The 24,249-nt window shown below is 73.9% G+C and carries 24 protein-coding genes; 7 read left to right on the forward strand and 17 right to left on the reverse strand.

Going from position 1 to position 24,249, the window contains the following annotated elements; translation table 11 throughout:
- Nucleotides 1-67 precede the first annotated feature (67 nt).
- From OG956_RS12055 to sigE, 4 genes are all read right to left on the reverse strand, one after another.
- Nucleotides 68-529 carry a sec-independent translocase gene (locus OG956_RS12055; protein WP_330337962.1) on the reverse strand — a complete coding sequence of 154 codons (462 nt, stop codon included), beginning with the start codon at nt 527-529 and terminating at the stop codon, nt 68-70.
- Nucleotides 530-613: 84 nt separating this feature from the next.
- Nucleotides 614-2,482 carry a trypsin-like peptidase domain-containing protein gene (locus OG956_RS12060; RefSeq protein WP_443065674.1) on the reverse strand — a complete coding sequence of 623 codons (1,869 nt, stop codon included), beginning with the start codon at nt 2,480-2,482 and terminating at the stop codon, nt 614-616.
- A 648-nt stretch (nt 2,483-3,130) separates the two neighbouring features.
- Nucleotides 3,131-4,180, reverse strand: a complete 1,050-nt coding sequence (locus OG956_RS12065; RefSeq protein ID WP_330337964.1) for a zf-HC2 domain-containing protein — start codon at nt 4,178-4,180, stop codon at nt 3,131-3,133.
- The gene (gene sigE, locus OG956_RS12070) at nt 4,177-4,887 is read right to left on the reverse strand and encodes an RNA polymerase sigma factor SigE (protein WP_330337965.1); all 711 of its coding nucleotides are present in this window, start codon (nt 4,885-4,887) and stop codon (nt 4,177-4,179) included. The genes OG956_RS12065 and sigE overlap by 4 nt, the downstream gene beginning before the upstream one ends.
- Nucleotides 4,888-5,125: 238 nt before the next feature.
- On the opposite strand from sigE, the gene OG956_RS12075 reads away from it, so the two are divergent.
- A complete protein-coding gene (locus OG956_RS12075) occupies nt 5,126-5,821 on the forward strand; it encodes an O-methyltransferase (protein ID WP_330342813.1) in 696 nt (231 codons plus the stop codon).
- An 87-nt stretch (nt 5,822-5,908) separates the two neighbouring features.
- Here the strand turns inward: OG956_RS12075 and OG956_RS12080 are convergent, their stop codons facing one another.
- Nucleotides 5,909-6,076 (reverse strand): DUF3117 domain-containing protein, encoded by a 168-nt coding sequence (locus tag OG956_RS12080; protein WP_018544333.1) that lies wholly within the window; start codon nt 6,074-6,076, stop codon nt 5,909-5,911.
- Between the two features lie 372 nt (nt 6,077-6,448).
- Between OG956_RS12080 and OG956_RS12085 the strand changes: the two genes are divergently transcribed.
- Nucleotides 6,449-7,252 (forward strand): enoyl-CoA hydratase/isomerase family protein, encoded by an 804-nt coding sequence (locus tag OG956_RS12085; protein WP_330337966.1) that lies wholly within the window; start codon nt 6,449-6,451, stop codon nt 7,250-7,252.
- A gap of 9 nt (nt 7,253-7,261) precedes the next feature.
- Here OG956_RS12085 and OG956_RS12090 read toward each other — a convergent pair whose 3' ends face one another.
- The 3 genes from OG956_RS12090 to OG956_RS12100 are packed head-to-tail and all read right to left on the reverse strand — an operon-like array spanning nt 7,262 to nt 8,866.
- Nucleotides 7,262-7,930 carry a GNAT family N-acetyltransferase gene (locus OG956_RS12090; protein ID WP_330337967.1) on the reverse strand — a complete coding sequence of 223 codons (669 nt, stop codon included), beginning with the start codon at nt 7,928-7,930 and terminating at the stop codon, nt 7,262-7,264.
- On the reverse strand, nt 7,923-8,513 hold the full coding sequence (locus OG956_RS12095; RefSeq protein WP_330337968.1) for a DNA-3-methyladenine glycosylase I: 591 nt from the start codon (nt 8,511-8,513) through the stop codon (nt 7,923-7,925). Before OG956_RS12095 ends, OG956_RS12090 begins: the two co-directional genes overlap by 8 nt.
- Nucleotides 8,510-8,866, reverse strand: coding sequence for a DivIVA domain-containing protein (locus OG956_RS12100; protein ID WP_330337969.1), 357 nt, complete (start codon nt 8,864-8,866; stop codon nt 8,510-8,512). The genes OG956_RS12095 and OG956_RS12100 overlap by 4 nt, the downstream gene beginning before the upstream one ends.
- Before the next feature lie 136 nt (nt 8,867-9,002).
- Between OG956_RS12100 and folP the strand changes: the two genes are divergently transcribed.
- On the forward strand, nt 9,003-9,863 hold the full coding sequence (gene folP, locus OG956_RS12105; RefSeq protein ID WP_330337970.1) for a dihydropteroate synthase: 861 nt from the start codon (nt 9,003-9,005) through the stop codon (nt 9,861-9,863).
- A gap of 39 nt (nt 9,864-9,902) precedes the next feature.
- On the opposite strand, the gene OG956_RS12110 is transcribed toward folP, so the two are convergent.
- Both OG956_RS12110 and dapE read right to left on the reverse strand, forming a co-directional pair.
- Complete coding sequence (locus tag OG956_RS12110) at nt 9,903-10,661, reverse strand: TIGR00730 family Rossman fold protein (RefSeq protein WP_330337971.1); 759 nt, start codon at nt 10,659-10,661, stop codon at nt 9,903-9,905.
- Nucleotides 10,662-10,765: 104 nt separating this feature from the next.
- Nucleotides 10,766-11,845, reverse strand: coding sequence for a succinyl-diaminopimelate desuccinylase (gene dapE, locus OG956_RS12115; protein ID WP_330337972.1), 1,080 nt, complete (start codon nt 11,843-11,845; stop codon nt 10,766-10,768).
- A gap of 97 nt (nt 11,846-11,942) precedes the next feature.
- Between dapE and OG956_RS12120 the strand changes: the two genes are divergently transcribed.
- Both OG956_RS12120 and OG956_RS12125 read left to right on the forward strand, forming a co-directional pair.
- Nucleotides 11,943-12,935 carry a heavy metal transporter gene (locus OG956_RS12120; RefSeq protein ID WP_330337973.1) on the forward strand — a complete coding sequence of 331 codons (993 nt, stop codon included), beginning with the start codon at nt 11,943-11,945 and terminating at the stop codon, nt 12,933-12,935.
- Between the two features lie 287 nt (nt 12,936-13,222).
- Nucleotides 13,223-13,639, forward strand: a complete 417-nt coding sequence (locus tag OG956_RS12125; RefSeq protein WP_330337974.1) for an ATP-binding protein — start codon at nt 13,223-13,225, stop codon at nt 13,637-13,639.
- Nucleotides 13,640-13,774: 135 nt separating this feature from the next.
- Here the strand turns inward: OG956_RS12125 and OG956_RS12130 are convergent, their stop codons facing one another.
- The gene (locus OG956_RS12130) at nt 13,775-14,872 is read right to left on the reverse strand and encodes a bifunctional succinyldiaminopimelate transaminase/glutamate-prephenate aminotransferase (RefSeq protein WP_330337975.1); all 1,098 of its coding nucleotides are present in this window, start codon (nt 14,870-14,872) and stop codon (nt 13,775-13,777) included.
- Between the two features lie 132 nt (nt 14,873-15,004).
- Entirely contained in the window at nt 15,005-15,325 is a 321-nt protein-coding gene (gene fdxA / locus OG956_RS12135; protein ID WP_014674796.1) for a ferredoxin, read from the reverse strand.
- Between the two features lie 140 nt (nt 15,326-15,465).
- Between fdxA and OG956_RS12140 the strand changes: the two genes are divergently transcribed.
- A complete protein-coding gene (locus OG956_RS12140; protein ID WP_330337976.1) occupies nt 15,466-16,536 on the forward strand; it encodes a GNAT family N-acetyltransferase in 1,071 nt (356 codons plus the stop codon).
- Between the two features lie 718 nt (nt 16,537-17,254).
- Entirely contained in the window at nt 17,255-18,121 is an 867-nt protein-coding gene (locus OG956_RS12145) for a transglutaminase-like domain-containing protein (protein WP_330337977.1), read from the forward strand.
- Between the two features lie 4 nt (nt 18,122-18,125).
- On the opposite strand, the gene OG956_RS12150 is transcribed toward OG956_RS12145, so the two are convergent.
- The 5 genes from OG956_RS12150 to OG956_RS12170 all read right to left on the reverse strand — a co-directional run bounded on the left by OG956_RS12150 (nt 18,126) and on the right by OG956_RS12170 (nt 24,172).
- Nucleotides 18,126-18,740, reverse strand: a complete 615-nt coding sequence (locus OG956_RS12150; RefSeq protein WP_330337978.1) for a response regulator transcription factor — start codon at nt 18,738-18,740, stop codon at nt 18,126-18,128.
- 10 nt (nt 18,741-18,750) lie between these two features.
- Nucleotides 18,751-19,935 carry a sensor histidine kinase gene (locus OG956_RS12155; protein ID WP_443065552.1) on the reverse strand — a complete coding sequence of 395 codons (1,185 nt, stop codon included), beginning with the start codon at nt 19,933-19,935 and terminating at the stop codon, nt 18,751-18,753.
- Nucleotides 19,932-20,672, reverse strand: coding sequence for an ABC transporter permease (locus tag OG956_RS12160; protein ID WP_330337979.1), 741 nt, complete (start codon nt 20,670-20,672; stop codon nt 19,932-19,934). The genes OG956_RS12155 and OG956_RS12160 overlap by 4 nt, the downstream gene beginning before the upstream one ends.
- The gene (locus tag OG956_RS12165) at nt 20,669-21,598 is read right to left on the reverse strand and encodes an ABC transporter ATP-binding protein (RefSeq protein WP_330337980.1); all 930 of its coding nucleotides are present in this window, start codon (nt 21,596-21,598) and stop codon (nt 20,669-20,671) included. Before OG956_RS12165 ends, OG956_RS12160 begins: the two co-directional genes overlap by 4 nt.
- Nucleotides 21,599-21,757: 159 nt before the next feature.
- Nucleotides 21,758-24,172, reverse strand: a complete 2,415-nt coding sequence (locus OG956_RS12170; RefSeq protein ID WP_330337981.1) for a hypothetical protein — start codon at nt 24,170-24,172, stop codon at nt 21,758-21,760.
- Nucleotides 24,173-24,249 lie beyond the last annotated feature (77 nt).

The raw sequence follows: 24,249 nt of genomic DNA on the forward strand, positions 1-24,249 counted from the left end.
ATGAAACGCGTCACGTGCGCGGCGTACGCCCGCGCGCGCGTGTCGGCGGCCGGCGCGCGAGGGCCCGCTAGGTGGCGTCCGCGTCGAACGGCGGGCGGTCGTCCTGCCCCGGCTCCCCGGACTTCTTGGCCATGTCGACGCGCGCTGCCGGCACGACGGACGACGACGACGACGAGGAGGACGCGGGCGACGCCGGTACATCGGTGTCGTAGCTCTTCACCGCGTCCGTGACCTCGGCCATCTCCTTCTTCAGGTCGAAGCCGTTGCGGATCTCCTTCAGCCCCAGCTCGTCGCTGTCCAGATGCTTGCGGATGAACGTCTTGGGGTTGAGGTCCTCGAACTCGAAGTCCTTGAACTCCGGGCCCAGTTCCTTGCGGATGTCCTGCTTGGCGCTCTCCGAGAACTCGCGGATCTTCCGGATCGTGCGCATCACGTCCTGGATGACCTTCGGGAGCTTGTCCGGACCGAACACGAGCACAGCGATGACGATGATCGTCAGCAGCTCCATTGGCCCTATGTCATTGAACACCTGACGCTCCTTGCGATGTCCTCGGTCGCTCAACGGTACCCGGCGTTCCCGTCCGACCGGTACCGTCCCGCAATGAGACGTGCGTCAGTTCTGCGCCGCCGCGCCCAGTCGGAGCCGGATCTCCCGGTCCGTGCCGTCGCGCCGGACCGTCAGCCGTAGCCGGTCGCCGGGCCGGTGGGCGCGGATCTTCACGATCAGCTCCTCGGCCGTGTGCACGCGCTGCCCGTCGACCGCGGTGATGACGTCGCCCGCCGCGAGCCCGGCCCGGTCACCGGGGCCGCCCGTGCGCACGGCGGGGCCGCCGCCCGCGCTGTGGCTGTCGATACGTGCGCCGTCGCCGGTGTACGCCATGTCGAGTGTGACCCCGATCACCGGGTGGGTGGCGTGGCCGTCCTCGATCAGCTCCTCGGCGACGCGCCTGGCCTGGTTGACGGGGATGGCGAAGCCGAGCCCTATGGAGCCCGCCTGGCCGCTCTGCGGGTCGGTGCCGCCGTCGGCGGAACGGATGGCCGAGTTGATGCCGATCACCCGCGCCCGGGAGTCGAGGAGCGGGCCGCCGGAGTTCCCCGGGTTGATGGGGGCGTCGGTCTGCAGCGCGTCGACGTACGACACGTCGCTGCCGTCGCCTTTCTCCCCGCCGGCCGTGATGGGCCGTTCCTTGGCGCTGATGATGCCGGAGGTGACGGTGTTGGCGAGGTCGTAGGGGGAGCCGATGGCGACGACGGGGTCGCCGACCCGGACGTCGTCGGAGTTGCCCAGGGGCAGCGGGGCGAGTCCGCGCACACCGTGCACCTGGACGACGGCGAGGTCGTAACCGCTGTCGCGGCCGACGATCTTCGCCTTGACGGTGTCCCCGCTGCTGAACGTCACCGAGACGGCGCCGCTCGTCGATCCGGCGGGCGCGACGACGTGGTTGTTGGTGAGGATGTGGCCCTGGGTGTCGAGCACGAAGCCGGTGCCGGTGTCCGCCTGGTCGGTACCGCTGACGTGCAGGGTGACGACGCTGGGCAGCGCACGCGCGGCTATCCCGGCCACGCTGTCCGGCGCCCGCCCCGCCGGCACGCGCCCCGGCTGCGGCAGCCGCACCTCGCCTTCCGACCGCGCCCGCTCGACCCAGGCCCCGGCGACCCCGCCGATCCCTCCGGACACCACGGCGATCACCAGACTCCACGCCACGAGCAACCGCCTCCCCCGCCGCCTCCGCCGCTGCTCCGTCAGCACCCCGGCCCCGGTTTGCTGAAGAGGCCCCTGCAAGCGCCGGTCATGAGACAACGCGGCAACCCAGGGGTCGTAACGCCCTTCCGATGCCGCTGGGGGGTGCGGGGCGGGCTGGGGGTGGAGGGGGGTGGAAGTGGGGGTGGAAGTGGCGGTGATCAGGGCGTCGAGGGTGGGGGTGGCAGCGCCGGCGGGTGCGGTGCCGGGGGCCGGTGCGCTGGAGGGCTGTGCGCCGGGGGCGGGGGTGCCGTGGGGCGGGGCGCCAGGGGCCGGAACGCCGGTGGCTGCGGTACCGGGGGCCGGTGCGCCGGGGGCGGGAGTTCCATGGGGCGGGGCACCGGGGGACGGGATGGGGAGGGTGGGAGCTCCCGGTGCCGTGGCGGGGGTCGCGGGTGCGGTGCCCGAGGGGGACGTGGGGGCGGGCATGGGCGTGCTCCGGGCAGCCGGGTGCTGTACGGGCGGTGCGGGCGCCCAGGGGCCCGGCTCGCCGTACGGCGGGGTGCTGTAGGGGTCGGGGTCGTGCAACGGCTTGGGGCGTCCGGTGGGGGCCGCCCAGGCGCCGTCCCCCGGCTGGGACGACACGGCATCCGTGGCGACTCCGTCCGCCCCTGACCTGTCCGTCGCTTCCGATGTACTGGCCGTGGCTTCCGACACCGGCTTGGGCAGTTCGAAGTCCCCACCGGCGGCTCCGGCCGCCCCGACGTCTCCGCCGACCCACTCCGCCCCGGGCCGCTCCACCCCGGAGCCTGCCGATCCGGCCTGCGCCAGCCCGGCGTCTCCCAAGCCGCCCCGAGCCACCCTGGCGTCCACCCCGGCGTCTCCCGAGCCGGCCCGACCCACCCCGGCGTCTCCCGCGGCCCAGTCCGTCCCGGAAGGCCCAGGCCCGGCGTCCACCCCGGCGCCTGCCGACCCGGCCCCCTCGGTCTCCGTCCTGTGGGGCCCAGACGTTGCCGTCTCGGCGTTCTGCGCCGGTGCCTGGTCCGCTTCAGCAGTCCGTGCGGGGTGCGCAGCGGCCGACGGACGCGTCAACTCTCCTTCAGCCGATGCGAGCCCCGCCGGCCCGGAGGCCGCCGATGACGAGCCCTCCCGGTCCGGCTCGCCCTTCGCCGGATCGCCCGTGGCCCCGCTCTCCGCCGGCTGATCAGCCGCTCCCGTGCCGGCCGTCCGCTCCTCCTGGTCTGCGGGCTTCACCGGGTCCGTGGAGGCCGGCGGCGTGTTCGAGGTGTGGTCCGAAGGGGCGTGGCTGGCCTCGGTCATGGTCTCCCCACGGCTGGACGCGGCCTCCGCAGGAGCGGCGCGCGCGGAACGTCGACTGCGTTCCCGGGGGCGTCGCCGCGGGAACGCACAGGATTCAACCAGCTTCGCGGGCCGTGGCGTAGTGGCCGGTCAGGGGGTGTGACCCGGCGTGGGGGCGGTGGTTGCGGGCGGTGTGGGGGCGGTGGTGTCGGGAGCGGGGGCGGGCGGCAGGCCGGAGCCGATCGCGCCGGGGACCGTGGACCAGGCGGTGAGCGGGTAGACCACGGTGTTGTCGAGCGGACGTATCAGCGGGGAGACGGCGGCCGCACCGGCCATCATCGGCGCGTTCAGGGCGCGCAGGCCGTCGGTGACGGCCCTGCCGCCGTCGGGGGTGGGCAGGCCGGGGACCAGCGGCGCGGACATCGAGGTGGGCGCAGCGTCCGCCGACGAGCCGCGCTGGGCGCCGCCCTGGGCGAGCAGCGGTCCCAGCGCCCGGCGGCGCTGCTGGGTTTCGGGCGCGGTCGTGCCCGAGCCCGCGCCGGTGCCCGCCGAGCGGGCCGGGACCACATTGCTGCCGGTGCCCGAGCCGCCCCGGGCGTCCACGCCGGTGTCGCCGGGGATGGCCGTGGTCACACCGCCGAGGGCCACCGCGGCCAGGGACACCGCGCCGGCGGCGGCGACCGCGAACCGCAGACCGCGCGAGGCGGAGCGGCCGTCGTCCGGGCGGCCGACGGGGTGGATGCGGAAGCCGCGCTCCTCGGCGGCGGGCAGCGCGGGGAGTCGGCCGGCGCCGTGCGGGCGCGCGGGGACGTAGCCGAACGCGAAGCGCTCGCCGCGCCTCACGCCGAAGACCCCGAGGGCGCCGGGGGCTCCCCCGGTGCTCGCGCCGTCACCGGAGCCGCCGAGGAGTCCCCCCGGCGGCGACATGCCGTCGCCGTCCGGGTCGCCTCCTTCGGGCAGGCACTGCAGACGGGCCAGCAGGCTCGCCGAGGGAGGCGGCGGTGCCGCCTCCGCGAACACGTTCTTCAGCCGGCGCTGGGCGTCCGCCTCCGCCTTGCACCGGGCGCAGGTGGCCAGGTGCGCGAGGACACGCTCACGCGTCTCATGACCGAGCTCTCCGTCCACCAGGGCGGAGAGCCGGTCTCCCAGGTGCTGCTCTGCGAGGTGCGCCTCCGCAGGTTTGGGCCGGGAACCACTCACGCCGTCGCGCCCCCTCCCCCCAGAGCGGGGACACGGGCCAGGAAGGAGCGCCGCTCGGCCGCGCGGGCCTCCGGGGAACGGTGCGCCAGGGCCTTGCGGAGCTGGGAACGGCCACGGTGGATACGGGAGCGGACGGTGCCGAGCTTCACGCCGAGGGTCGCGGCGATCTCCTCGTACGACAGCCCCTCGATGTCGCAGAGCACCACGGCGGCGCGGAACTCGGGGGCCAGGGTGTCCAGGGCCTGCTGCACGTCGGCGTCGAAGTGGGCGTCGCTGAAGACCTGGTGCGGGGTGGGCTCGCGGCTGGCCAGGCGCTCGGCCGCGTCCTCGCCGAGGGCGTCGAAGCGGATGCGCTGCTTGCGCCGGACCATGTCCAGGAAGAGGTTCGTGGTGATGCGGTGCAGCCAGCCCTCGAAGGTGCCCGGCGAGTACGTCGACAGGGAGCGGAAGACGCGGACGAAGACTTCCTGGGTGAGGTCCTCGGCGTCGTGCTGGTTGCCCGTCAGGCGGTAGGCCAGCCGGTACACCCGGCCGCTGTGCGTGCTGACGATCTCCTCCCACGTGGGCGGAGTCCACGCCTGCCCGTCCGCGTCGGTGGAGAAGGTCGCGGTCTGGGCCTCGCCTGCGGCGAAACCGGCGTGGTGGTCGGCAGCGGTGTCGGTCACGGATCTCGGCCTGCCCGCCGACCCGAGGAAGCGCCGCAGCACTCCACCCCGGTCTCCGGGCGCAGCCGCACCTCCCCTGTCGGCTCTGGTGGTGTCCAGTGGAGCCCCTACCATAGCCACCTCGCCCGTTAGCTCCGGATAAGCGGTTTTACGAGAATTTGATACGCGCTGATGCGGCTGCGTCAACAGTTGCTCGGTGTCCTGATCCGCCTCGTGCACCCCGGCTTACCCCCCTCGCGTCCCGGGTCGCCCCCACACCCTTCTAAACGCCCGGTCCCATCTGCGGGTTCCCGACGCCAACGGATACAGTCACGCCCAGGCAACCACGGGACAGGAGAGGGTCATTACCGGCAACCGGCAGACGAGCTGGGCGTTCGCCGACGCCTTTGTCGCCGAGGACGACGCGCTGCGCTGGGCCCGCGACCGGGCCCGCGAGGCCGGGCTGCGCTCGGTGTCGCCCGGCACGGGCGCCGCGCTGCGACTGCTCGCCGCCTCCGTGGACGCGAAGGCGGTCGCGGAGATCGGCACGGGCTGCGGGGTGTCCGGGATCCATCTGCTGCACGGCATGCGCCCGGACGGCGTGCTCACCACGGTCGACACGGAGCCGGACCACCAGCAGTTCGCCCGGCAGGCCTTCCGCGCCTGCGGTTTCGCCAGCAACCGGGCCCGCTTCATCCCGGGCCGCGCCCTGGACGTGCTGCCCCGGCTCGCGGACGCCGGCTACGACCTCGTCTTCTGCGACGGCGACCGGCTGGAGTACCTGGACTACCTAGCTGAATCGTTGCGTCTGCTCCGGCCGGGCGGCCTCGTGGTCTTCGAGGGGGTCTTCGCGGGCGGCCGCACGGTGGACTCGGGACCGCAGCCGACGGAGGTGCTGCGGCTGCGGGAACTGCTGCGCGCGGTGCGCGAGAGCCAGGAGCTGGTGCCGTCGCTGCTGCCGGTGGGCGACGGGCTGCTGTGCGCCGTCAAGCGGTGAGCGGGCGGCGGCGGAGGAGCGGAAGCACGGCTGCCCCGGCACCGCTCACGATGCCGGGGCAGCCGGAAGGACAGGATCGCTGGGACGTCAGACGACGACCTTCTTGAGGGCGTCGCCGAGCGCCTCGGCCTCGTCAGGGGTCAGCTCGACGACGAGTCGACCGCCGCCTTCGAGCGGAACGCGCATGACGATGCCCCGCCCCTCCTTGGTCACCTCGAGCGGGCCATCGCCCGTCCGCGGCTTCATGGCCGCCATGCTCGTTCCCCTTCCTGAAACCAGCTCATCGTCTGCCGGGAACCCTCCGAGGGCACCCGCGGTTCCGAAACGGACACGCGACACCGGCATCGAACACATTGCTTCCCAGCCATTATCCCGCATCGCAGGACCCGATGACCAACATCAGTCGGCATCGCTTGGGCAACGCGCGCGAGCAAAACCACCCAATTCGGGGATGTGGCTGCGATACTGCGCCCCCGCACCCGAAATCCGCCCGCCGGCTCCGCTCCGGTTTTCTTTGACGCAGGTCACACGCAGCGTCCGGCGCACGGGCGGCGATCTCCGCCATGCTGTCCTTCGTACACGGACGTACCGCGCGGTACGTCACCGGCGAACCGGAGGGGATGTCCCATGGCCGACACCGTGCTCTACGAGGTGAGCGACGGGCTCGCGACGATCACGCTGAACCGCCCCGAGGCGATGAACGCGCTGAACATCCAGGCCAAGGCCGCCCTCCGGGAGGCGGCGGAATCCGCGGCCGCCGACACGGCCGTACGGGCGATCCTGCTGACCGCGGCCGGGGACCGGGCGTTCTGCGTCGGCCAGGACCTCAAGGAGCACATCGGGCTGCTCGCGGCGGACCGGGAGACCGGGTCCGGGCAGACGATGCGCACGGTCAAGGAGCACTACAACCCGATCGTCCGCGCCCTCGCCGGGGCGCCCAAGCCGGTGGTCGCCGCGGTGAACGGGGTGGCGGCCGGGGCCGGCTTCGGCTTCGCGCTCGCCGCGGACTACCGGGTGGTCGCCGACACGGCCTCCTTCAACACCTCCTTCGCCGGCGTCGCCCTGACCGCCGACTCCGGGATCTCCTGGACGCTGCCCCGGGTGATCGGCCCGAGCCGCGCCGCGGACCTGCTGCTCTTCCCGCGCAGCATCAGCGCCCAGGACGCGCTGGAGCTGGGCATCGCCAACCGGGTGGTGCCCGCGGCCGAGGTGCTCGCCGAGGCGGAGAAGACGGCGCGGGCGCTGGCCGAGGGCCCGACGGTGGCGTACGCGGCGATCAAGGAGGCGGTGGCCTACGGCCTCACGCACTCCCTCGCCGAGACCCTGGAGAAGGAGGACGAGCTGCAGACCCGGGCCGGGCAGTCCGAGGACCACGCCATCGCGGTGCAGGCCTTCGTGAACAAGGAGAAGCCGAAGTACCTCGGCCGGTGACACGCAGGGCTAGGGGGTGAGCAGGGCCTCCGCGCCCGCCGGGCGGTAACCGGCCGCCTGGAAGGCGCGTACGCTGCGGGCGTTTCCCGGGGACTGCTGGGACCAGACCCACTCACCCGCCGGGATCAGGTGCCGGGCGGCCGTGGCCAGGGCCCGGCCCAGCCCCCGGTGCCGTACGTCCTCGTCGACCTCCACCGCCGTCTCCCAGCGCCCGGCGACGCCCCGGCCGAGGACGACCACTCCCCCGTCGGCCGCCCAGACGCGGACGTCGTCCCGGTGCTCGCGGGCCCTGCGCACCCGCGGATGGTCCGGGTCGCCGAGCTCGCGCAGCTCCAGCGGGGGTTCGCCGGGCAGGGAGCCGGCCACGGTGAGCAGGTCGACGCAGTCCATGGTGCGGCCCGTGCGGGCCAGGAACGAGGCGAGGAAGCGGGGGTTCATCGCCGCGGCCAGCACGTCGCAGTCGAGGGACGCGAGGGAGGCGCGCACCCAGTCCGGGTCCTCGTCGGTGAACACCACGGAGTGCGCGGTGAACGCGATGACTCCGGCGTCCCGGTGGCTCGGCTGCGGTACGACGGTGACACCGCCGTCCGGGGCCGGGAAGCTGCCGCGGGCCGCGGCGTCCAGGATGCCGGCCAGGGTCCGGGGCCCGGACAGGGACGCGGACCGGGGGTCAGGCACGGGCGCCTCTGGCCACGCAGGCCTCCAGATGGTCGTCGACCAGGCCGCACGCCTGCATGAGGGCGTACGCGGTGGTCGGGCCGACGAATCTGAGGCCGCGTTTCTTCAGCGCCTTGGACAGGGCGGTGGACTCCGGGGTGACGGCGGGGACGTCGGAGAGGGTCTTCGGGGCCGGGCGGGCGGCCGGGTCCGGGGCGTGGGACCAGATCAGCGCGTCCAGCTCGCCCTCGGCCCAGCCGGCGAGCACACGCGCGTTGGCGAGCGTGGCGTCGATCTTGGCGCGGTTGCGGATGATGCCCTCGTCGGCGAGGAGCCGCTCCCGGTCCTCGTCCGTGAAGGCGGCGACCTTCTCGATGCGGAAGCCGGCGAACGCGGCGCGGAAGCCCTCGCGGCGGCGCAGGATCGTGATCCAGGACAGGCCCGACTGGAAGGCCTCCAGGCTGATCCGCTCGAAGAGGGCGTCGTCGCCGTGGACCGGGCGGCCCCACTCCTCGTCGTGGTACGCCACATAGTCCGCGGTGGACAGGGCCCACGGGCAGCGCAGGGCGCCATCGGGTCCGGCGAGGGCGGCGCCGTCGCTCATCGCCGGCCCTCCGGGTGGTCGCGGTCGTCCGGGCGGGCGTGGGCCGCCGCGGCTCTGGCGCCGGCCAGCGCCGACTCCAGGTCGGCGATGCGGGCGTCCCGCTCGGCGAGTTCGGCGGCGAGCCGGCCGAGGGCGTCGTCGACGTCCGCCATGCGGTAGCCGCGCGGGGCGACCGGGAAACGCAGGCTCTCCACGTCCGCGCGGTCCACCGGGCGGTCCGGGGGCAGCGAGTCCCGCAGCCGCTCGGGCGCCGCCTCGGGCAGCGGGCCGCTGCCGCCGCCGCCCACCACGGCGAGGGTCACCGCGGCGACCACGACGGCCAGTGCGACGACCAGGAACAAGAACATCACCATCGCCAGGGTCCCCACGGTCCGTGCCGGTCGTTGTTCCGGACGCTGAATCTGTCAGGCTCCGATCGTGCCATGCGAGTCTGACAGTTAGGGTCACAGGCGGCCGTACAGCGGGACGTACTAGGAGAGGTCACAGCGGATGCTCAGGCTGGGCAGGCGGGAATTCGGGCCCCACGAGCCGGTGATCATGGCGATCGTGAACCGGACTCCGGACTCCTTCTACGACCAGGGGGCCACGTTCCGGGACGAGCCGGCCCTCGCGCGCGTGGAGCAGGCCGTGGCCGAGGGCGCCGCGATCGTCGACATCGGCGGGGTGAAGGCCGGGCCCGGCGAGGAGGTCACCGCCGAGGAGGAGGCGCGGCGCACGGTCGGCTTCGTGGCGGAGGTGCGGCGCCGCTTCCCGGACGTGGTCATCAGCGTGGACACCTGGCGGGCCGAGGTCGGCGAGGCGGTGTGCGAGGCGGGCGCCGATCTGCTGAACGACGCGTGGGGCGGCGTCGACCCCGGGCTCGCGGAGGTGGCCGCGCGGTACCGGGTCGGGCTGGTGTGCACGCACGCGGGGGGCGTGCAGCCGCGTACGCGCCCGCACCGGGTGACGTACGACGACGTGATGGCCGACATCCTCGACGTCACCCTGGGTCTGGCCGAGCGGGCGGTGGCGCTCGGGGTGCCGCGGGAGTCGGTGCTGATCGACCCCGGGCACGACTTCGGGAAGAACACCCGGCACAGTCTGGAGGCGACGCGCCGGCTGGACGAGATGGCCGCCACGGGGTGGCCGGTGCTGGTGTCGCTGTCCAACAAGGACTTCGTCGGCGAGACGCTGGACCGGCCGGTGAAGGAACGGCTGATCGGCACGCTGGCGACCACGGCGGTGTCGGCGTGGCTCGGGGCGCAGGTGTACCGGGTGCACGAGGTGGCCGAGACCCGGCAGGTGCTGGACATGGTGGCGTCGATCGCCGGGCACCGGCCCCCCGCGGTCGCTCGGCGTGGTCTCGCCTAGGCGCCAGGGAGCGAGCCCCCCGGCGCCCCGCGCCCCGCGCTAGCGGCCCGCCTCCTTCGACACCAGGGCCACCGCTTCCGCCACGTCGTCCGTCAGATGGAAGAGCAGCAGGTCCTTCTCCGCCGCCTTGCCCTGGGCCACCAGCGTGTTCTTCAGCCAGTCCACCAGGCCGCCCCAGTACTCGCTGCCGAAGAGGACGATCGGGAAGCGGGTGACCTTCTGGGTCTGGACCAGGGTCAGGGCCTCGAAGAGCTCGTCGAGGGTGCCGAGGCCGCCGGGCAGGACCACGAAACCCTGCGCGTACTTCACGAACATCATCTTGCGGACGAAGAAGTACCGGAAGTTCAGGCCGATGTCGACGTACGGGTTCAGGCCCTGCTCGAAGGGCAGCTCGATGCCCAGGCCCACCGAGACGCCGCCCGCCTCGCACGCGCCCTTGTTGGCCGCCTCCATGGCCCCGGGGCCGCCGCCGGTGATCACGGCCCAGCCCGCCTCCACCAGGCCCCGGCCGAGCCGCACCCCCGCGTCGTACTCCGCCGAGTCCACCGGCGTACGCGCCGAGCCGAACACGCTGATGGCGGGCGGGAGTTCGGCCAGGGTGCCGAAGCCCTCGATGAACTCCGACTGGATGCGCAGCACCCGCCAGGGGTCGGTGTGGACCCAGTCCGTGGGGGCGCGCTCGTCCAGCAGGCGCTGGTCGGTCGTGCTGGGGGTCACCTGTCCACGCCGTCGGAGGACCGGTCCGAGCCGCTGCTCGTCCGGCGGAATCTTCTTCCCCTCGGGGTTGCCGGTAGGCATGTGCGCTCCCTCCGTTGCGGGTGGTTCCACCTCAGCGTAGATCCACGCCGGTTACGCAGGGGGGACCTGCGCATGTCCGGCACACGATGCGCCGTGCGGCGCCTTCACGCGGTGAGCCAGTTCCGCAGGCGCTCCTCGCCCGCGAGGATCTTCGCCGTCTCCACCCGCTCGTCCCGCTTGTGGGCCAGATGGGGGTTGCCGGGGCCGTAGTTGACCGCCGGGACGCCGAGCGCGGAGAAGCGGGAGACGTCCGTCCAGCCGTACTTGGGCCGCGGGGTGCCGCCCACCGCCTCGATGAAGGCCGCGGCGGCCGGGTGGGACAGGCCGGGCAGGGCGCCGCCGCTGTGGTCGTCGACCACGAACTCCGCCACGCCGCAGTCCGCGAACACCTCGCGGACGTGCGCGACGGCCTCCTCCTCGGTGCGGTCGGGGGCGTAGCGGAAGTTGACGGTCACCACGCACTCGTCGGGGATGACGTTGCCCGCCACGCCGCCGGAGACGCCGACCGCGTTCAGGCCCTCGCGGTACTCCAGGCCGTCGATCACCGGGTGGCGCGGCTCGTACGCGGCCAGGCGGGCCAGGACGGGAGCGGCGGCGTGGATGGCGTTGGAGCCCATCCAGCCGCGCGCGGAGTGGGCGCGCTCGCCCTTCGTCTTCAGCAGCACCCGCAGCGTGCCCTGGCAGCCGCCCTCCACCTCGCCGTCGGAGGGCTCCAGCAGGACCGCGAAGTCGCCCTGGAGCCACTCGGGGTGGGCCAGGGCCACGTGCCTGAGGCCGTTCAGGTCGGCGGCGACCTCCTCGTTGTCGTAGAAGATGAAGGTGATGTCCCGGTTGGGGGCGGGGACCGTCGCCGCGATGCGCAGCTGCACCGCGACGCCCGACTTCATGTCGCAGGTGCCGCAGCCCCACAGCACGCCGTCGTCGTCCAGGCGCGAGGGCACGTTGTCCGCGATCGGGACGGTGTCGATGTGGCCGGCCAGGATCACCCGCTCGGCGCGGCCCAGGTCCGTGCGGGCGACCACGTTGTTGCCGTAGCGGTCGACCGTCAGGTGGGGCAGGGCGCGCAGCGCGTGCTCGATCGCGTCCGCGAGCGGCTTCTCGGTGCCGCTCTCGGAAGGGAAGTCCACCAGTTGGGCGGTGAGCGCGGCGGCGTCGAGCGTGAGGTCAAGCGAGGTGTCGGCCATGGCCTCGACCCTAGCGCGCCGGTCGCGGTGGCCGGTGGCAAGCGCTGTCCGACAACCCGCGGTGAGGGTCCGTCGGAGCTCCAGTACCTTGATACGCGTGTCAGAGCCGTCCCCCACCCGTCCCGAACGCCGCGGCCGCCTCCTGCGTTACGCCGCGGCCCTGTTGGTCCTGTGCGGAGTCGCCGCGTACCTCGTGGTGCAGTACGTCACCGGAGGCGGCGGAGCGCGCGGCTGCAAGGTGGTCTCGGCCGACGGTGACGAGAAGTCGTACGAGTTCACGCCGGAGCAGGCGGAGAACGCGGCGACGATCGCGGCCGTCGGCACCGGGCGCAACATGCCCGAGCGGGCCGTGACGATCGCGCTGGCCACCGCGCTGCAGGAGTCGGGGCTGCGCAACATAGCGCACGGCGACCGCGACTCGCTCGGCCTGTTCCAGCAGCGGCCCTCGCAGGGCTGGGGCACCCAGCGGCAGATCATGGACCCCACGTACGCGGCGGGCATCTTCTACGCGCACCTGGCCAAGGTGCCCCACTACACCGACCTGCCGCTGACCAGGGCCGCCCAGGAGGTGCAGCGCAGCGGCTACCCGGAGGCGTACGCCAAGCACGAGCCGGACGCCGCGCTGCTCGCGGCGGCGCTGACCGGGCGTGCGGCGGCCACGCTGACCTGCGACGGGCGCCCGGCCGCCACGGCCTCGGCGACGGGCCCGGACGCGGTACGGGCCGCGCTGGTACGGGACTTCGGGCGGGACGCGCTGCAGGAGACCGGGGCGCAGGTGGGCGGCACGCCGGTGCCGTCGCCGTCTCCGTCGCCGAGCGTGACCGCGACGGCCCAGGGCCGGACCGTGACCGTGCCGGTGCCGCAGGGCGCCGAGGCGGACGCGACCGGGCGCGGCCGGCGCCAGCGGGGCTGGCAGCTGGCGCAGTGGGCGGTGGCCAACTCCTCGGCGCTGCACATCCGGCGGGTGTCGTACGAGGGCCGGGAGTGGACCGCGGAGAGCGGCGGGGGTTCGTGGAAGCCGGTGGCCGCCGAGGGGGCCGGCGGTGCGGCGCGGTCCGCGGACGTCGTCCGGATCGTGACCGGACAGTAGTGCGGACGCTCACCCCTGAGGGTTCTGCGGCGCCGCTGTCGACCGCCGTACGGGTGGCATGGCGGGCGGCGCCAAGAACCCCTTGGAATCAAGGGCCGTAAGGATTCTGCGGAATTCCCCGCGAACGTTCTTTGCCCGCTTTTATCCACACCCGATAATGCGATGCGTTATCCATTCTTTACCCGGGGCGTCCGCAACCTTCGCGGGCTTCGAGCGGTAGTCACGGCGTCCGAGCCCGGTCCCGGGCCCGGACACAGACACCGTTCACTCCCGTCGAATGGAGCATCATGTCCCTCCCTCTGACCCGCCGGATCGCCCGTGCCGCGCTGCTCGTCGCAGCGGGAGCGGCAGCCGGGGTCGGTGCGGCCGGCTCCGCCGGTGCGGCCACGAACCTGCCGGCGGCGGTCCCGAACCTCGGTGGCCTGAACGCCCTGGACACCGCGCACGCGGGCAGCACCGTCGACGGTGCCGCGCAGCACGTCACCTCTCTCGCGGGCCACACGGGCGGCAAGGCGGTCGAGCAGACGGTGCCGGCCGCGGCCAAGAGCGCCGGCGGCGCCGTGAAGAAGGCGGCGCCGGTGGCGCAGAAGGCCGCGGGCGACACCGCCGGGGCGGCGGGGGACGTCGTCGGGGGCGCCACGGGCCACGTGACCAAGGGCGGCCTGCCGAAGCTGCCGGTCAAGGGGCTGCCGCTGGGCGGCTGACGGTCCGCTGCCGCTGAGCACGACGGCGACGGGGTCCAGGGTGTTCCCCTGGACCCCGTCGCCTTCGGTTTTCCGCATCGCCCCGCCGCGCAGCCACGGCGGTGGCAGGCGCGGCGATGGCAGGCGCGGCGGTTGTTATGCCGCCAGGCGGGACACCGCCGCCTGGATGCGTTCGTCCGTCGCCGTCAGGGCCACGCGGACGAAGTTCTCGCCCGCCGTGCCGTAGAAGTCGCCCGGGGCCACGAGGATGCCGAGGTCGGCCAGGTGGGCGACCGTCTGCCAGCAGGACTCGTCGCGGGTGGCCCACAGGTAGAGGCTGGCCTCGCTGTGCTCGATCCGGAAGCCGTGGCCGAGCAGGGCGGCGCGCAGGGCCTCGCGGCGGGCGGCGTAGCGCTCGCGCTGCTCGTGGACGTGGGCGTCGTCGCCGAGCGCCGCCACCACGGCCGCCTGCGTCGGTGCGCTGGTCATCATGCCGCCGTGCTTGCGGATCTCCAGCAGCGGCCCCAGCACGGCCGGGTCGCCGGCGATGAAGGCGGCGCGGTAGCCCGCCAGGTTGGAGCGCTTGGACAGGGAGTGGACGGCGACGATGCCGTCGTAGGAGCCGCCGTTGACGTCCGGGTGCAGGACGGAGACCGGGTCGGCCTCCCAGCCCAGTTCCAGGTAGCACTCGTCGGAGAACAGCAGGACGCCGTGGGCGCGGGCCCAGGCGACGATGTCCGTCAGCTCCTGCTGGGGGATGACCCTGCCCGTCGGGTTGGACGGGGAGTTCAGCCACAGCAGCTTCAGGCCCGTGGGGTCGAGGTCGCGCGGGTCGTCGTACACCTCGTAGCCGGCGCGGGCGAGGCGGGCGCCGACCTCGTAGGTGGGGTAGGCGAGGCGCGGGTAGGCCACCTTGTCGCCGGGGCCGAGGCCCAGCTGGGTGGGCAGCCAGGCGACCAGTTCCTTGGAGCCGACGACCGGCAGGACATGGCGGTGGGTGAGGTCACGGGCGCCCAGGCGGCGCTCCAGCCAGCCGGTGATCGCGTCGCGCAGTGCGGGGGTGCCCCAGACGGTCGGGTAGCCCGGGGAGTCGGCCGCGTCGATCAGGGCCTTCTGGATCAGTTCGGGCACCGGGTCGACCGGGGTGCCCACGGAGAGGTCGACGATCCCGTCGGGGTGCGCGGCGGCCGTCTTCTTGTACGGCTCCAGCTTGTCCCAGGGGAAGGTGGGGAGCCGGTCGGAGACTGCGGACACGGGAATCAGGCTCACTTTCGTACGGTGCGGCAAACGCCTCGGTCCCGTGCGGCGCTGATCGGGGTGATCGGGCCGTACGGGACCGAGGCGGCGCGTCGCTGCGTGGCGGGCGGCCGCTTGGCGCTCAGACGGTCACTCGCCCTGCGGCGGCAGCGCGGCGACGAAGGGGTGGTCGCGCTCGATCAGCCCCAGCTTGCTGGCACCGCCGGGCGAGCCGAGCTCGTCGAAGAACTCGACGTTCGCCTTGTAGTAGTCCTTCCACTCCTCCGGGACGTCGTCCTCGTAGAAGATCGCCTCGACCGGGCAGACCGGCTCACAGGCACCACAGTCGACGCATTCGTCCGGGTGGATGTACAAGGACCGCTGGCCCTCGTAGATGCAGTCGACCGGGCACTCCTCGATGCACGCCTTGTCCTTGACGTCGACACAAGGCTGCGCGATGACGTAGGTCACGCTGTCGTTCCTCCTCGATAGGGCGCTGGCGGGCCTCCTCAGGCTCCGCCGCCTGGCGCGCGGGAGCGCGGCGTCGTCGATGCCCGCCCCTAGTATCTCCGTTCCGGAGCATGATCCGAACAGGAGGGGTGAACTGACCAGTGGAAATCTCGGCGACAGGACGCCTTGAAGTCCGAATCACCCCTGCTGACGTGGGGAAACGTGTCTCGGTACGGCGCTTGAGCGAACCTGGTGCGGCACAAGAGAAGTTCACCGACACGGTCGGAGTTCTCACATCATGGGATGAAGGCGTGCTCATGATCACACGGCGCGACGGGCGGAGTGTCCGGATCGCCGAGTCCGCCCTGGTCGCGGGCAAGGTGGTGCCGGCGGCTCCCGCGCGCCGCCGCGGGCCCGCCGCGTCGTACGAGGAGCTGGCGCGGGTCGCCTCGCGCGGCTGGCAGCCGCTTCGGACGCAGCAGCTGGGCGAGTGGGTGCTGCGGGCGGCCGGCGGGTTCACGCGGCGCGCCAACAGCGTGCTGCCGCTGGGCGACCCGGGCCTCCCCCTCGACGAGGCCCTCGCGGCCGTACGACGCTGGTACGGCGAGCGCGGCCTGCCCGCCTACGTCCAGACGGCCACCGGCGCCGAAGGCACGCAGGAACTGCTGTGCGCGGAGCTGGAGCGGCGCGGCTGGGTGCGGGAGGTGACCGCCGAGCTGTGGACCGGTGGGCTCGCGCCGGTCGCGGACCGGGCCGAGGGCGCCGGTGTGGTGCTGTCCCGGGAGGCGGACGAGGCGTGGCTCGCCCGGTACCGGCGCAAGGGGGTCGGCGAGGTGGCCCTCAGGGTGCTCGGCGCGGGTCCGTCGGTGTGGTTCGCGACGGTGCCGGGCGCCGGGGGCGAGCCGCCGGCGGCGATCGGGCGGTGTGTCGTGGACGGGCGCTGGGCCGGTTTCGCGGCGGTCGAGGTGGACCCCGGCCGGCGCCGCGAGGGCCTCGCCACGGAGGTGATGGCCGCGCTGGCCCGCCGGGCCCTGGACGAGGGCGCCTCGGCGGCCTGGCTCCAGGTGGAGACGGACAACGAGGGCGCCCGCGCCCTGTACGCCGCACTCGGCTTCACCCCGCACCACGCGTACCACTACTACCGGGCCCCGGCCGAGCCCGACGGGCCCGCCCCGGCGGACGCGCAGACCGAGGACCGGGAGCCGGCCGAGCCCTCGGACGACGTCCGGTGAAAGCCGGCGGGACGGCGGGGAGCGGGATGGCCCGTCCGGGTGCCGGGCCCTGCGCCGGCATGGATCCGGCGGACCGGACGGCGAGGACCGGCCGGCGTCCTCGACGGCGTCTCGGCGCCGCGCACCCCGGGACGCCGGGCGACGGCACGGCGGTCACGGCCCGCAGGGCCGGGCCGGGGCACCGGACGCACACGGGGGCACGGCATTCGCGGACCACCGCGGGCCAAGGATCTTCACCCGGTTCGACGTGTCCGCAGGCCCGGCAGCCACAGGCCCGCCTTGCGGTGCGCGACGAGCAGCGGCCGACCGCTCGTGCCGCCGAGGACAACGCGCCGGCCGGCGGACCCCGCGCCGTCGCACCGCCCGGCCACCACCGGTATCCGGCGTGCGAGGCCGACGAGAACCCGGGCCGGGCAGCACGGCCGGCCGGGCACCGGGACCCGCCGGCCGGCCACGCCGGGCACGCCGGCCGAGGCGCGGGCGCGTCCGCCGGCCCCGGCGCACCGGCCGTCTCCACCGAACGCAAGGGCCGGGCGTGCGGGGCGATGCGACCGGATACTCGCCCGGGCCGCACGAGCCGCCGCACCCCGCGCCCCCGGCCCCCGCGCCCCCGGCCCCCGGCCACCGGCCACCGGCCACCGGCCACCGGCGTACGGTCCGCCCGGTCTGCCGGGCCGGAACGGTCGTAGAAACCGTCTCGAAAGGGCATGAGCCTGGCATGCGTCCCCCGTATCTGCCGCCGCCGTATCCGCCTCCGCCGGAGCGGGCGGCCGAGTTGTGCCGGAGGTTCGCCGAGGAGGCCCGGTCCGAGCGGCCGGACCTGGCGGCGCTGTGCCTGCTGATCGGCGCCGGAGCGGACCGCTCGCTGGACGAGGCCGGTATCGACGCCGCGCAGCTGGAGCTGGACCGGCTCGCGGGCGAGCTGCCGTACCGGCCGGGAGGACCGGGCGCCTGGGCGGAGGCCGTACAGCGGCTGCTCGGCGCGCGCCACGACTTCCACGGCACGCCCGGCGACTACCAGCGCCTGGAGTCCTCCCTGCTGCACCAGGTGCTGCGCCGGCGGCGCGGGCTGCCGATCCTGCTGTCGGTGGTGTGGCTGGAGGTCGCGCGGCGGGCGGGCGCCCCGGTGTACGGGGTCGCGCTGCCGGGGCACTTCGTGGTGGGCTTCGGGCCGCCGGAGGAGCAGGTGCTGGCCGATCCGTTCGACGGGGGCCGGGTGCTGACCGGGAGCGACGCGGAGATGCTGGTGGTGGGGGCCACCGGGGCGCCGCTGGACGCCTCGATGCTGCGGCCCGCGGCGCCGCTGGAGATCGTCCAGCGGATCCTGAACAACATCCGGGCGTGGGCCGCCGCCCGCCCCGAGCGCTCGGACGTCGCCCTGTGGGCCGTGGAACTGGCGCTGCTGGTGCCCGCCCACCCGGCCCGGCTGCGCTACGAACGGGGTCAGCTCCTGGTACAGCGCGGGGAGTTCGCCTCGGGCGCGGAAGAGCTGGAGTACTACGCCGACCTGATCGAGGTGGTGGACGAGTCGTCCGCGCAGAAGATACGGCAGCAGGCGCACACCGCACGGGCGATGCTCAACTGAGCCGTCACAGCCAGCCCTTCTCCCGTGCCGTGCGCACCGCCTCCGCCCGGTTGCGCACCGCCAGCTTCTGGATGGCCGTGGAGAGGTAGTTGCGGACCGTGCCCTGGGACAGATGCAGGGTCTCGGCCAGCTCCGCGTTGGTGGAGCCGTCGGCGGCCGCGCGGAGCACCTCGCGTTCGCGCTCGGTGAGCGGATTGGCGCCCTCGGCGAGCGCGGCGGCGGCGAGCGTCGGGTCGATGACCCGCTCGCCGGCCAGCACCTTGCGGATCGCCTCGGCGAGCTGCGCGGCCGGGGCGTCCTTGACCAGGAAGGCGTCGGCGCCCGCCTCCATGGCGCTGCGCAGATAGCCGGGGCGGCCGAAGGTGGTGAGGACGACCAGCTTGACCCGCGGGAACTCGCGGTGCACCCGGGCGGCCGCCTCGATGCCGGTGCAGCCGGGCATCTCGATGTCGAGCAGCGCCACGTCCACGCCGTGCTCCCCGACGGCCGCGAGCACCTGGTCACCGCGCGCGACCTGGGCGACGACCTCGATGTCGTCCTCCAGGCCGAGCAGCGCGGCCAGGGCCTCGCGGACCATCGACTGGTCCTCGGCCAGCAGGACCTTGATCGTGCTCGTCATGCCCCGGATCCTACGTCCCCGCAGGGGCCGCCGGGACTCGGGCGACGAGCCGGAAACCGCGCTTGATCCGGCCCGCCTCCAGGGTGCCGCCGGCCTTCTCCAGCCGCTCCATCAGCCCGGTCAGACCGTTGCCCGGGATGCCGCCGGCGCCGCCGGATCCGTCGTCCTCGACGCAGAGTTCGAGCATCGCGCCGTCCAGGGTCTGCCGCCGGGTCAGCCGGACGAGGCACTTCTCGGCGCCGCTGTGCCGGACCACGTTGGTGACCGCCTCGCGCAGCGCCCAGGCGAGCGCCGACTCGGACTCCTCGGGGACGCCGGTGAGGTCGGGCTCGGCGGGGACCTCGGCGACGACGCCGGCGGCGGTCAGGGCGACCTGGGCGCCGGCGAGTTCGGCGGCCAGCCGGGGACGCCGGTAGCCGGTGACGGCCTCCCGCACGTCGACCAGCGCCTGCCGGCTGACCTGCTCGATGTCGGCGACCTGCCGGGCCGCCTTGTCGGGATGGCCGGGCAGCATCCGGCCGGCCAGCTCGCTCTTCAGCGTGATCAGGGACAGCGAGTGGCCGAGCAGGTCGTGCAGGTCCCGGGCGAGCCGCAGCCGCTCCTCGTTCGCGGCGAGGTGGGCGACGGTGGCCCGCGCCTTCTGCAGCTCGACGGTCGTACGGATGAGCTGGCCGACGCCGACCATCGCGAACCCGATCAGCGGCACGAGGAGCAGGCTCTCGTCCGGCTTCACGCCCCAGCGCACTCCGACCAGGTACATGATCACGGTCGCCGCCGGGATCGCCCAGAACGCGGCCCGGACCGGCAGGGTGGCCCCGCAGGCGACCGACAGGTAGATGAACAGGCCGAGCCACGCCTCCCCGAGGCCGTACGTCAGCAGGGGGGCGAGGACGGCAAGTACCGCGAGCAGGGAGAGGACGACACGGGGGGTGAAGCGCCGGCCGATGTTCCGGAAGACCAGCGTGAGGTAGGCGGTGACGAAGGCGGCGAGGCCGAGCGCGCCGGCGACCGTGGCGCCCGTGGTGTGCCGGCCGGAGGCCAGGTCCCTGACCGGGGAGCTGAGGAAGACCAGCCAGACCCCGATCCACAGGGTCTTGACCACCACCTCGCGCCGGTTGCGCGGACCCTGGCCGATCCGCACCTGGTGCTCCGGCCGCCGCTCGGGGGCCTGCTGGGCTTCCGTCATCGTGCTCACGCCTTCAGCGTGTCCTTCCGGTACAGCCAGGCCGCGCCGCCCGCGAAGAGGACGAAGTAGACGGCGAGGACGGCGACGTCCGTGGCGTGCGGGGCCTGGCTCTGCTCGATCGACCGCCCCAGTGCAGCGTACGCGTGCGTGGGCAGCCATTTCGCGATGTCCTGCAGCGTCTTGGGGAAGGTGGTGGAGGGCATCCACAGGCCGCCGAGGATCGACAGGCCGAAGTAGACGATCATGGTGATCGGGCGGACCGCGTCCCCGGAGGCGAGGTAGCCGATGGCGACGCCGAGCGCGGCGAAGACGAGGCTGCCGGCCCAGATGACCCCGGTGAGGGCGGCCCACTGCCAGGTGTCCAGGTGGACGTGCTTGATCACGGCGGCGGCCAGGAACACCACGACGATCGACGGCAGGCTCACCACGGCGGCGCCGGCCGTCTTGGCGAGGACGTAGCCGCGCCCCGGCAGCGAGGTCAGCCGCAGCTGCCGTACCCAGCCGCTCTCGCGCTCCTTGGCGATGCGCTCGCTGTTGCCCATCAGGACGGCGGTCAGCGCGCCGAAGGAGGCCATGGAGACCATCAGGTAGGTGGCGACGGTCAGGCCGGTGCCGTCGACCTTCGAGGTGGAGCCGGAGCTGCTGGAGAAGATCAGGAAGAGGATCGAGGGGTAGAGCACCGAGAAGAACAGGAACTTCTTGTTCCGGAAAGCGCGGGCCAGTTCCAGCTTGATCAGGGCGTTCACGACTGCTTGGCCTCCTCGGCCTCCGTGATGGCGACGAAGGCCTGCTCCAGACCGAGCCCGGCGACTTCGAGGTTGCGGGGGTAGACGCCGAGGCCGTACAGGGCGTGCACGGTGGCGTCGGCGTCGGACGACTGGATGCGGACGGTCTGGCCCGACACGTCGATCGACGTCAGGAAGGGCAGGGCGCGCAGGGCGGCCTCGTCGATCTCGCCCTCCACGTCGAAGGAGACCCGCCGGGCGCCCGCCTTGGCCTTGATCTCGGCGGCGGTGCCGTCGGCGAGGAGCCGCCCGCGGTGCAGCACCAGGACCCGGTCCGCGATCGCGTCGGCCTCTTCGAGGTAGTGGGTGGCGAACAGGACGGTACGGCCCTGGTCGGCCTGCTCGCGCATGGTGGCCCAGAAGGCCTGGCGGGCGGCGACGTCCATGCCGGTGGTCGGCTCGTCCAGGATGATCAGGTCGCTGTCGCCGGCGGTGGCGAGCGCGAACCGGACGCGCTGGGACTGGCCGCCGGAGAGCTTGTTGACCTTGCGGTCGGCGATCTGCGCGATGCCCGCCCGGGCCATCACGTCGGCCGCCTTGTACGGCTTCGGGTGCAGCGCGCAGGACAGCTTCACCAGCTCCTCGACGGTGACCTCGTCCATCAGCCCGCCGCTCTGCAGCATGGCGCCGACCCGCCCGGCGACGATCGCGTCACGGGGTGCGCCGCCGAACAGGCTCACCGTGCCGCTGTCGGGGTGCTTCAGACCGAGGAGCAGGTCGAGGGTGGTGGACTTGCCGGCCCCGTTCGGGCCGAGCAGGGCGACGGTCTCGCCCGGGTACAGCCGGAGCGAGAGCCCGTCGACGGCCCGGACGCTCCCGTACGTCTTGGTCACCTGGTCGAAGCCGACCACCGGGGTGGTGGTGGCCGGTGCCGCAGTTGTCGTCATGGCGTCCATGGTCGCGGCGGGGGCCGGGCGCGGGGCAGTGTCGGGGGTCCTGAGTGCCGGATGACAGATGTCATACGGACCGGGTGACCGGGCCGGGTGAGGGTACGGCGAAGGGGGCGCCCGGTGTCGCGGGGCGACCCCTTCTTCCGCCTGTCCCCGTCAGCTCGGGTTGGTCTGGATGACCGCGACCCGGTTGGTCTTGCTCATCAGGGCCTGGCGCAGGGCGACGTAGACGTCCTGCGGGGTGACCGCCGTCTTCTTGTTGTTGCCGCGGGTGATGAGCACGCCGTCGAAGGCCCCGCCGTAGAGCTGCTTCAGGGCGTTCAGGTCGGGCTTGTCGACCAGCTTGCCGTCCGCGGTGGGCACCACCCTGAGGAACTTCCAGAGCGATTTCTCCGGGCTCATCAGCACCACGTGCCCGGCGCCCGCCGACACGGTCACCTTGGCCGACATCGCCGGCTCCGCGAACTCCTTCATCTCGCGGTCGACCTCGGCGTTCGACACCGTCGGCCGCCTGGTGGTGGTGGGGACGGTGACCGGGGTCGCGGTGTTCGTCTCGACCAGGGTGCGGTAGGCCTGCTCGATCGCCTGGGCCGACCGGCTCGCGTCGATGGCCTTGCCCGGCTTGCCGTAGACGGCGACCGCCCGGCCGGGCTTGAAGTCGATGCCGCCCTCGACGACCGAGCCCGAGCCGCCGCCCGCCTGCTGCAGCGCGGCCTGGAGCTTCTCCTCGTCCACCGGCATCGACGGCTCGATCACCCGCTTCTGCCCGAAGAGCGAGCCGATGACGTGCACCGGGTTGTAGTCGCTGGTCGCGGCCTTGCTCACGGTGTCCTGGAAGTCGAACTGGAGCCCGGCGTTCTCGGGGGTGATGCTGACCGTCCTGCCGCCGACGTCGAGCTTGAGGGGCTTGTTGACCCGGCCGCCGAAGGTGTCGTCGAGCTTCTTGACGGCGTCGTCACGGGTGCCGCCGCCGATGTCCAGGCCGAGGACCGTGGTGCCCTTGGGCACGTCGGTGCGGTTCATCAGCAGTCCGGCGCAGTAGGCGCCGCCCGCGACGACGACCACGCCGACGCCCAGCAGCACCAGCTTGCTGCGGCCCTTCTTCTTCGGCTTGGCCTGCGCCTTGGGGGCGCCGGCGGACTGGGACGCGGCCGGCGTGGCCGGGCCGGCGGACGAGGGGCCGCCGTACTGGGCGGCGCCGGGGACGACCGGGATGCCGCTGGTGACGGTGTGCCCGGAGATGTTGTCGGCCGGACGGTAGCCGGGCGTGCCCGGTTCGGGGGCCGGCTTCTGCGGGGTGAGGATCGCGGTGTCGTCGCTGAGCCCGCCGCCCGGGCCGAGCCCGCCGGGGCCGGCGCTGTGCGCACCGGGGCCGCCGGGGTGTGCCGGGCCTTCGAGGTCGGCGAGGTCGGCGAGGGCGCTGCGCGGCGGCTTGGGGCCCTGGCCGCCGGGCGCGTCGTAACCGCCGCCGAGCGGGCCGCCGTCGAACGCTTCGCCGCCCGAGGGGGCGAGGAGGCCGTCGCCCGTGACCGGGCCGCTGGTGGGGCCGGCCGGGCCCTGCGGGCCGCCGGTGCCGCCGTGGCCGTGCGGTCCGTTGAAGCCGCTGGGACCGCCGGGGCCGCCGGCTCCGCCGGCCGGGCCGCTGCCCGCCGCGGCGCCGCGGCCGTCGTGGTCGTTCGAGCCGGTGCCCGGGAAACCGTTCCGGCCCGCACCGGCGCCGCCGTCGTAGCCGTCGGAGCCGCTCGCGCCGGAACCGGCCAAGCCGTCCCGGTCGGCGTTCTCCGCGAAGTACGGCAGGTCGTCGCGGCGCGGCTCGCCGCCTGAGCCGCCTGAGCCGCCGGAGCGGGAGCCGTTGCCGAGCGAGCCCGCGTTCAGGACCTCGGTCACGTCGAAGGAGCCGGTGCCGCCGCCGTGTCCCGGGGCGATGGGGCCGCCGGTGGCGCCGGGCAGGCCCTTGCCGTTCGTGGCGCCGGAGCGGGCGCCCGGCACGCTCATGGAGCCGACCACGCCGCCGGGGCGACCGCCACCGGGCCGGCTGCCACCGGAGCGTGCGCCGGTGGTACCGGCCGTACCCGGTGCGTCCGGTCCACTCGGACGGGTGCCCGACGCACTTCCGGCCGAACCGGAACCACCGGACATTCCGGCCCCGTTCGTGCCGTCGCCGCCCGGACCGCCCTTGGCGGCGGGCGACTTGCGTGGCGCGAACCAGTCGCTGGTCTTCTCCTCCGCCTGGCCCCCGGATTCGGCCGGGGCCTCGGCGGCGGGAGCCGCCGTGCGGTCGGCCGCCGGCCGGGTGTCGGCGGCGGGCGCCTCGCCCCCGGCGGCGGCGCTCTCCGCGACGGGCTTGCGCACCACGACCGGCGGAATGGGCCGGGACCCTGGGATGTTGATCCGGATCCGGGTCGTCAGCGTGGTCTCGGTCTTCTTCTCCGCCGGACGCGTGCCCGGACGGCCCGCGTCCGTACCGTCGCCGGAAGCCATGGGGGTCCCGTACGGCGGCGTGCCGGAGGGGTACGCGGCTCCGCCGCGCCCGTTGGGCCCGGTGGACGGAGTGTCAGTTTCACGACTCAAGGCAGGTTCTCCCAGTTGGCTTCGCCGCCCGTTCGACCTCAACTAGCTCGGGCGGCTCGGCGGCGCGCACCACCATA

This window comes from Streptomyces sp. NBC_00557 (assembly GCF_036345995.1).
Classification (GTDB): Bacteria; Actinomycetota; Actinomycetes; order Streptomycetales; family Streptomycetaceae; genus Streptomyces.